Below are 8,347 nucleotides of genomic sequence, written 5' to 3' on the forward strand. Positions count from 1 at the left end.
GCTGCCCCGGCCCCGGCGTCGAAGTCGGCTGCCGACACCCTGCCCCCGGGCGCGCGCTTCACCGCGATCACCGAAAACGTGAACCCGGCCGATGTCGACGGCACCGGTCGTCGCGGCGCGGTGACCAAGGAAGACATCGTCAACTTCGCCCGCAACGGCGGCGCCGGCAAGGCCGGTGGCGCCCGTCCGGAAGAACGCGTGCCGATGACCCGCATCCGCAAGCGCATCGCCGAACGCCTGATGGAGTCGAAGAACTCCACCGCCATGCTGACCACCTTCAACGAAGTCGACCTGTCCAAGGTCTCGGCCGCGCGCAAGGACCTGCAGGACGAGTTCGTCAAGGCGCACGGCATCAAGCTGGGCTTCATGAGCTTCTTCGTGAAGGCCGCCGCCAACGCGCTGCAGCGCTTCCCGCTGGTCAACGCCTCGATCGACGGCGACGACATCATCTACCACGGCTACTCGGACATCTCGATCGCGGTGTCGACCGAGAAGGGCCTAGTCACGCCGGTGCTGCGCAACGTCGAGCGCATGTCGTTCGCCGACATCGAAAAGACCATCGCCGACTACGCCAAGAAGGCCCGTGACGGCAAGCTGAGCCTGGAAGAACTGCAGGGCGGCACCTTCACCGTGACCAACGGCGGCACCTTCGGTTCGCTGCTGTCCACCCCGATCATCAACCCGCCGCAGAGCGCCATCCTGGGCATGCACGCGATCAAGGAACGTCCGATCGCGCAGAACGGCCAGGTCGTGATCGCGCCGATGATGTACCTGGCGCTGTCCTACGACCACCGCATCATCGACGGCAAGGATTCGGTGCAGTTCCTGGTGGACATCAAGAACCAGCTGGAAAACCCGGGCCGCATGCTGTTCGGCCTGTAAGACCTCCCGCCCCTCCGCGCCTGCGCGGAGGGGTTCTGGTAAAGCATCAAGGAATTTTCAATGGCTGAACAATTCGACGTTGTCGTCATCGGTGCCGGTCCGGCCGGCTATCACGCCGCCATCCGCGCCGCGCAGCTGGGTCTGAAGACCGCCTGCATCGACGCTGCACTGGGCAAGGATGGCAAGCCGGCGCTGGGCGGTACCTGCCTGCGCGTGGGCTGCATTCCGTCCAAGGCACTGCTGGACTCCTCGCGCCAGTTCTGGAACATGGGCCACATCTTTGGCGACCATGGCATCAGCTTCAAGGATGCCAAGATGGACGTCGAAGCGATGGTTGGCCGCAAGGACAAGATCGTCAAGCAGTTCACCGGCGGCATCGCCATGCTGTTCAAGGCCAACAAGGTCACCGCCTATTACGGCTTCGGTGAACTGCAGCCGGGCAACGTGGTCAAGGTCACCCAGCACGACGGCGAAGTCGTCGAGCTGAAGGGCACCAACGTGATCATCGCTGCCGGTTCGGACTCGATCGAACTGCCGTTCGCGAAGTTCGACGGCGAGACCATCGTCGACAACGTCGGTGGCCTGGACTTCACCGAAGTCCCGGCCCGCCTGGCCGTGATCGGCGCCGGCGTGATCGGCCTGGAACTGGGCAGCGTGTGGAAGCGTCTCGGCGCCGAAGTGACCATCCTCGAAGCGCTGCCGACCTTCCTGGCCGCCGCCGATGCCGAAGTGGGCAAGGTCGCCGCCAAGGAATTCAAGAAGCAGGGCCTGGACATCCGCCTGGGTGCCAAGGTTTCCAAGGCTGAAGTGACCGGCAAGGGCAAGAAGAAGGAAGTCGCCCTGACCTACACCGACGCCGAAGGCGAAAAGAGCCTGGTGGTGGACAAGCTGCTGGTGGCCGTGGGCCGTCGCGCCGCGACCAAGGGCCTGCTGGCCGAAGGTACCGGCGTGAAGGTCAACGAGCGTGGCCAGATCGAAGTGGACGAGCATTGCCACACCGGCGTCAATGGCGTGTGGGCGGTCGGCGACTGCGTGCGCGGTCCGATGCTGGCGCACAAGGGCTTCGAGGAAGGCATCGCCGTGGCCGAGCTGATCGCGGGCCTGCCGGGCCACGTCAACATGGACACCATTCCGTGGGTCATCTACACCGAGCCGGAGCTGGCCTGGGTCGGCAAGACCGAGGAGCAGCTGAAGGCCGAGGGCATTCCGTACAAGGCTGGCAGCTTCCCGTTCGCCGCCAACGGCCGCGCCGTGGCGATGATCGAACCGGCCGGTTTCGTGAAGGTGCTGGCGCATGCTGAAACCGATCGCATCTTGGGCATGCACCTGGTCGGCGCGAACGTGTCCGAACTGGTCCACGAAGGCGTGCTGACCATGGAGTTCAGCGGTTCGGCCGACGACCTGGCCCGCATCTGCCACGCGCACCCGTCGCTGTCGGAAGTGGTCCACGACGCCGCCATGGCCGTGAGCAAGCGCGCGATCCACAAGGCCAACTGACCGGCCCTGTGGTGGTGCAACGAAAAACCCCGCCTCGGCGGGGTTTTTTCTGGGCGTACGCCGTCCACTCGACGCATTGCCTCGGGTAGAGCCGACTGTCAGTCGGCTGCCGTTGGCGCGATCCCGGAACATCGCGCTGCGCGCGATAGCCGACTGACAGTCGGCTCTACCTTGCTGTCGCCATGCGGCCGCCACCCAGCAGGCGGGCCGGCAGCATGAACAATGCGCCGAGGAAGGCGAACAGCGCAGAGAAGGTCACGCCGACCAGCCGGAACGGCAGGCTCAGCAGCCACACGAACGGCCAGGCCAGCAGGGCCAGGATTGCCAGCGGCCAGCACAGCACGAACAGCAGGCACCACACGCCAAGCGCGAACAGGGTCTTCATGACGGTCTCCAGGGCGGCACCTTGCCGCGGCAGGACCACGTTGCCGCCCTGCCCGCGCGGGTTCAACCGGTTTGCGACGAAACCCCGGATCCGCCGACGAAACGCGTACCAACCAACGGTCGGTACCTACCGCGTCCGTGGGGCATGGGTCCCGTCGGGCACCACCCTGGTAGCGCACGACCGTTGGTCGTGCGCCGGCGCATCATTCGAACGACCCCACCGAATCGTGCGAGAGGTTGTCGAAACGCGTGTATTCACCGAAGAACTTGAGCTTGCACGAGCCGGTCGGGCCGCCTCGGTGCTTGCCGATGATGATCTCGGCCAGCCCCTTGTCCGGGGAATTTTCCTTGTTGTAGTAATCGTCGCGGTAGATGAACACGATCATGTCCGCGTCCTGCTCGATTGCGCCGGATTCGCGAAGGTCGGCCATCACCGGGCGCTTGTCGGTACGCGTTTCCAGCGAGCGGTTGAGCTGCGACAGCGCGATCACCGGCACGTTCAGCTCCTTTGCCAGGCCCTTGAGCGATCGCGAGATCTCCGAGATTTCGGTCGCGCGGTTCTCGCTGTTGCCCGGCACGCTCATCAGCTGCAGGTAGTCGATCACGATCAGGCCCAGGTCGTGCTCGCGCTTGAGCCGGCGGCACTTGGAACGCAGGATCTCCGGCGACACGCCCGGCGTGTCGTCGATGAAGATCTTGGTCTCCTTCAACATGCGGATGGCGCCGGTGACCCGGCTCCAGTCCTCGTCTTCGAGCTGGCCGGTACGCAGGCGCTGGGCGTTGATGCGGCCGTTGGACGAAATCAGGCGCATCGCCAGCTGCGAGGCCGACATTTCCATCGAGAACACCGCCACGCCCTTCTTGGACTTGATCGCAGCGTATTCGGCGATGTTGAGCGCGAAGGTGGTCTTGCCCATGGCCGGACGCGCGGCCAGGATGATCAGGTCGGTCGGCTGCAGGCCGGAGGTCATCGCATCGAAATCGGCGTAGCCGGTCGGCAGGCCGGTGATGTTGCCACCGTTCTCGAAGCGGCTGCGCAACTCTTCGAACGCGTCCTTCAACGCACCCGGCATCGCCACGAAATCGGTACGCCCGCGCGCGCCCTGTTCGGCGATGGCGAACACCGACTTTTCCGCTGCCGACAGCAGCTCGCTGCTCTCGCGGCCCTCGGGCTGGAAACCATCGTTGACGATGTCGGTGCCGACCTGGATCAGCTGGCGCAGCACCGCCTTGTCGCGCACGATCTCGGCGTAGGCGGCGATGTTGGCCGCCGATGGCGTGGTGCTGGCCAGTTCGATCAGGTAGGCGCCATCGCCGACCAGCCCCATCTTGCCCTGCGATTCGAACCACTCGCCCAGGGTCACCGCGTCGAACGGGCGGTCGCGCTCGGACAGCTCGCGGATCGCGCGGTAGATGGTCTGGTGGTCGCGGCGGTAGAAGTCGGTTTCGGTGAGCTGGTCGTTGACCCGGTCATAGCTTTCCGGGGCCAGCATCAACCCGCCCAGCACCGCCTGTTCGGCCTCGATCGAGTGCGGCGGCACGCGCAGCGCATCGATGCGCATCTCGTCGCGATCAAAGCGGTCACCGCGATCTTTGCGGTCGGAACGGAAGCCGGAACGGGCAGACATGAGCGGGTAGTTTCCTGCAGAGTGGAGCGTGGGACATGGTAGGCACGGCGCGGCTGCCACAGCCATGCACAACTCTGTGGATAAGCGGTGGATAGTCGTGCGCAGCGGGCGGGGCGGCACGACCAACGGTCGTGCCCTACCGGTTGCAGTGCCGCGCGACCCAGCTGGAGGCCGACCATGTCCGGTAGCGCATGACCGTTGGTCGTGCGCCGCGCCGCCATTATCGCAGAAGCCTGTGGCTCATTGCTGACCGCTGTGGGTGGCGATCCAGGCCAGGAATTTGTCCACGAAGCCCTGCAGGAAGTCGCGGGTGCCCTCGTTGCTGATCCTGCCCTGCGCGTCGATCAGCCCTTCCTTGAAGTGGACGAAGGCCTCGGGCTGGCCCAGCACCGGCATGTCCAGGTACGCCAGGATGTTGCGCAGGTGCTGCTGGGCCAGTGCGGTGCCGATGGCGCCGATGGAGGCGCCGATGACCGCGGCGGGCTTGCCGGCGAAGGCGCTGTGCCCGTACGGCCGCGAGCCGATGTCGATGGCGTTCTTGAGCACGCCGGGCACCGAGCGGTTGTATTCAGGCGTGACGAACAGCACGGCGTCGGCCTTTTTGATCTGGTCCTTCAGGCGCAGCCCTTCAGCCGGGTAGTCCTTGTCGAAGTCCTGGTTGTACAGCGGCAGGTCGCCGATCTGGACGTAGTCGAAGGTCGCCTTGCCGGCTGCCAGCTTCTCCAGCGCATGGGCCAGGGCCTGGTTGTGCGAACCGCTGCGCAGGCTGCCGACGAGCACGGCGATGGTGGGGGTTGCCATGGGGGAGCTCCGTTCGAGGGGAACGGCCAGCGTAGGGGTGACAGGTGTTGCGCGCGGTGAAGGCGTGCGTGGGACACGCAGGGCGTGTCGCTACGCTGCCATCTCCAGGCGTAGGGACACGCCATGCGTGTCCGGCGCGGTGCCGGTCACGCGCGCGGAACCGCCGCCCGCACCTGCTTCCAATGCGCCTGCCAGGCCTGGAACATCAACACGTTCCACAGGTGGGTATGCCACTTGCGCTCACCCTGCTGGAACTGCTTCCACAGCGGTGCCACCGCATCGACGTGGAAAATGCCTTCCTCGGCCAGCCGTGCCGGGTCCAGCAGTCCGTCCGCCCAGCCGCGCAGGTCGCCCTTCAGCCACGCGCTGACCGGCGCACCGAAGCCGCGCTTGGGCCGGTGCACCATCTCCTGCGGCACGTAGCGGCCCAGCACGCGTTTGAGCAGGTATTTGCTGACCCCGTCGCGCTGCTTCATCGACAGCGGCAGCGACCAGGCGAATTCCGCCACGCGCCAGTCCAGCAGCGGTGCACGCGCTTCCAGGCTGACCGCCATGCTGGTGCGGTCGACCTTGCACAGCAGGTCGTCGGGCAGGTACGTGCTGAAGTCGGCCAGCATCATCGCGTCGGCCGGCGAACCGGCGCCATGCAGCGGGTCGGCCAGGTCGTAGAAACTGCCGGCGCCGCGGGCGCCGATCACCGCCGACACCGGGTCGCGCCAGCGCGAGATGCGGTTGCGATACACATCGCCGATGCCACGCGCGCCGGTTTCAGCCAGCAATGCGGCCAACCCGCCGGTACGCGAGGCCTCGCCCTGGGTGTGCGCATGGGCGGCCATCCAGCGCCGCAGCGGCGCCGGGACCCGGCCCAGCAGGGTCCAGTTGCGCAGCGCACGCTGGTAGCGGCTGTAGCCGAAGAACAGCTCATCGCCGCCGTCGCCCGACAGCGCCACGGTCACCGCGCTGCGCGCCAGCCGCGCCACCAGCGCGGTCGGCACCTGCGAGGCGTCGGCGAACGGTTCGTCGAACATCGCCGGCAGCGCGGGGACCACCGCCAGCGCGTCGGCACCGCTGACATACAGCTCGGTGTGGTCGGTGCCCAGGTGCCCGGCCAGCGCCTTGGCCAGCGGCGCCTCGTCGTGGTCGGAGCCCTCGAAGCCGATGCTGAAACTGTGGATCGGGGTCGACGACTGCGCCTGCATCAGCGACGCCACCACCGACGAATCGGTGCCGCCGGAAAGGAACACGCCCACCGGGACGTCGGCCACCATGCGCAGCCCGACCGCGTCGCGCAGCAGGCCGTCCAGCTGGGTTTCGGCGTCCTCGTCGCTGCCCTGGAACGGCGCGGCAAGCGCCTGCTGCATGCGCTCGCGCGCATTCCAGAACGGCAGCTGCTGCTGGTCCGGCCGGTGTGCGGCGGCACCGGCGGCCACCGCTGCCGCGTCCAGGCGCAGCACCCGCCCCGGCATCAGCTTGAAGCAGCGCTCGTGGATGCAGTGCGGCGCCGGAATGTAATCCAGCCGCAGCAGCAGGGTCAGCGCGTCGCGATCGATCCCGTTGTCGAATGCCGGGTGCTGCCACAGCGCCTTCAGTTCCGAGCCGAACACCAGCGTGTCGCCGGCCCAGCCGTAGTACAGCGGCTTCTTGCCGACCCGGTCGCGGGCCAGCCACAGGCACTGCTCGGCGCGGTCCCACAGGGCGATGGCGAACATGCCGTTGGCGCGCTGCAGGGTCTCGTCCAGGCCCCAGGCCACGAACGCGGCCAGCAGCACCTCGGTATCGGAATGGCCGCGGAAGTCGTGGCCCAGGCCTTCCAGCTCCCGCCGCAGCGTCGCGAAGTTGTACACCTCGCCGTTGTAGGCCAGCACGTAACGGCCATTGTCGGAGGCCATCGGCTGGTGGCCGAGCGGCGACAGGTCGAGGATGCTCAAGCGGCGGTGCGCCAGCGCGATGCCACCTGCGGCATCGGCCCACACCCCGCTGTCATCCGGCCCACGGTGCAGCAGGGCGTCGCCCATGCGGCGTGCCTGCTGTTCCAACGCGGCCTGCTCCCGTCCCGGGGCGGCCAGCAACATTCCTGCCAGTCCACACATGCGTCAATGGTCCTGCGCCAACACCCGCGCGGCGCTTACCACCGCATTGTCGCTTGGAAGCACGCACAATGCTGCCCCCGCCAACGGCGTATAGGTGTCCGCGCCGCTCACCCGCTGCAGCGGCAGGTGGCCCAGCCCGGCTTCGAGCAGCGCGGTGAGGATGCCCTCGCCCACCCCGGCGCTGTGCCGGCCCTCGTCCACCACCAGCACCCGGCGTGCGTCCGCGGCCTGTTCGGCGATGAAGCCGGCATTGAGCGGCACCAGCCAGCGCAGGTCGACCACGCGCACCTGCCAGCCCAGCTCGGCCTCGATGCGGCGCGCCGCGCGCAGGCTCATCGGTACCCCGTTGCCATAGGTGAAGATGACCAGGTCGCTGGCCTCGGCGGCGTACACCCGGCCCTCGCCCAGCACCAGCGCCTGGTCCGGCGGCGGGTAGGCGAACAGCCATTGCCCGTCGCCGGGGTCGTGCAGGTCCTTGCTCATGTACAGCGCGATGGGCTCGAGGAACACCGCCACCCGCCCGTCCACCCGGGCCAACGCCGCCAGCGTGCGCAGCATCATCGCCGCGTCGTCGCCGCGCGAGGGGCAGCCCACCACCAGTCCGGGAATGTCGCGCAGCGCGGCGATCGAATTGTCGTTGTGGAAATGCCCGCCGAAGCCCTTCTGGTAGCCCAACCCGGCGATGCGCACCAGCATCGGGTTGCGGAACTGGTCATTGGAGAAGAACTGCAGCGAACAGGCTTCGCCGCGCAGCTGGTCGGCGGCATTGTGCAGGTAGGCCAGGTACTGGATTTCCGGGATCGGCAGCATGCCCAGGTTGGCCAGGCCCTGGGCCATGCCCAGGATCATGGTTTCATCCAGCAGCGTGTTGAACACGCGGCGCGGCCCGAACGCCTTCAACAGCCCCTTGCTGACCGTATACACGCCGCCTTTCTGCGCCACGTCCTCGCCGAACAGCAGCGACTCAGGGTACTTGCACAGCAGGTCGTGCAGGGCCTGGTTGATCTGGATCGCCAGGTGCCGCGGGGGCGGCCGCTGGGGCAGGTGGGCGGCACCGCCGAACAC

7 protein-coding genes are annotated in these 8,347 nt (G+C 67.3%); 2 read left to right on the top strand and 5 right to left on the bottom strand.

Annotated elements, in window-relative coordinates; genetic code table 11:
- A partial coding sequence (gene sucB / locus RWO33_RS17470) for a dihydrolipoyllysine-residue succinyltransferase (RefSeq protein ID WP_314106455.1) occupies window positions 1–882 on the top strand: 882 nt, incomplete at its 5' end.
- Between the two features lie 60 nt (window positions 883–942).
- Complete coding sequence (gene lpdA, locus RWO33_RS17475) at window positions 943–2,379, top strand: dihydrolipoyl dehydrogenase (RefSeq protein ID WP_145480266.1); 1,437 nt, start codon at window positions 943–945, stop codon at window positions 2,377–2,379.
- Between the two features lie 166 nt (window positions 2,380–2,545).
- Here lpdA and RWO33_RS17480 read toward each other — a convergent pair whose 3' ends face one another.
- The 5 genes from RWO33_RS17480 to RWO33_RS17500 form a co-directional block, all read right to left on the bottom strand.
- Window positions 2,546–2,764 (bottom strand): hypothetical protein, encoded by a 219-nt coding sequence (locus RWO33_RS17480; RefSeq protein WP_314106457.1) that lies wholly within the window; start codon window positions 2,762–2,764, stop codon window positions 2,546–2,548.
- Window positions 2,765–2,966: 202 nt separating this feature from the next.
- Window positions 2,967–4,391 carry a replicative DNA helicase gene (locus RWO33_RS17485; RefSeq protein ID WP_314106459.1) on the bottom strand — a complete coding sequence of 475 codons (1,425 nt, stop codon included), beginning with the start codon at window positions 4,389–4,391 and terminating at the stop codon, window positions 2,967–2,969.
- A gap of 240 nt (window positions 4,392–4,631) precedes the next feature.
- Window positions 4,632–5,192, bottom strand: a complete 561-nt coding sequence (locus tag RWO33_RS17490; RefSeq protein WP_314106461.1) for an NAD(P)H-dependent oxidoreductase — start codon at window positions 5,190–5,192, stop codon at window positions 4,632–4,634.
- Between the two features lie 146 nt (window positions 5,193–5,338).
- Window positions 5,339–7,282 carry an asparagine synthase (glutamine-hydrolyzing) gene (gene asnB, locus RWO33_RS17495; protein WP_314106463.1) on the bottom strand — a complete coding sequence of 648 codons (1,944 nt, stop codon included), beginning with the start codon at window positions 7,280–7,282 and terminating at the stop codon, window positions 5,339–5,341.
- A 3-nt stretch (window positions 7,283–7,285) separates the two neighbouring features.
- On the bottom strand, window positions 7,286–8,347 hold a 1,062-nt coding region (locus RWO33_RS17500; RefSeq protein WP_314106465.1), incomplete at its 5' end, for a transketolase C-terminal domain-containing protein.

This window comes from uncultured Stenotrophomonas sp. (assembly GCF_963519925.1).
Taxonomy (GTDB): domain Bacteria; phylum Pseudomonadota; class Gammaproteobacteria; order Xanthomonadales; family Xanthomonadaceae; genus Stenotrophomonas; species Stenotrophomonas maltophilia_AE.